Annotated in this window: 1 protein-coding gene; it reads left to right on the top strand. The window is 37.6% G+C overall.

Annotated features, from left to right (window positions below; all coding sequences use genetic code 11):
• Nucleotides 1–39: 39 nt before the first annotated feature.
• The gene (locus PUR56_RS43370) at nt 40–318 is read left to right on the top strand and encodes a hypothetical protein (protein ID WP_329948534.1); all 279 of its coding nucleotides are present in this window, start codon (nt 40–42) and stop codon (nt 316–318) included.
• Nucleotides 319–330: the final 12 nt, after the last annotated feature.

Raw genomic sequence — 330 nt, 5'->3', positions numbered from 1 at the left:
TTGGTGGTTGTTGGGTTTTGTTTTGGGGGGGGGGGGTGATTGTTGGTTTGTTTTTTTGTTTTTTTTGGTTTGTTTTTTTTTTTTTTTTTTTTTTTTTTTGTTGTTTTTGTTGGTTTTGTCTTTTTATTGTTGTTGTTTTTTTTTTTTTTTTTGTTTTTTTTTTGGTGGTTTGTTTTGTGTGGGGGGGGTTTTGGTTGTTTTGCGTGGTTTGGGGTGTGGTTGGGGGGGTGGTGGTTCGTGGGGGTTGTTGTGGTTTTGGTGTGTTTTTTGTTGGGTGAATTGGTGTTTTTGTTGTTTGTTTTTGTGTTGTTTTTGTAGGGTGCGGGGGCC

It is taken from the genome of Streptomyces sp. BE303 (assembly GCF_036290945.1).
GTDB lineage: Bacteria > Actinomycetota > Actinomycetes > Streptomycetales > Streptomycetaceae > Kitasatospora.
The sequence above is the reverse complement of the archived record's forward strand: the minus strand, read 5'-3'. Positions and strand labels throughout refer to the sequence as shown.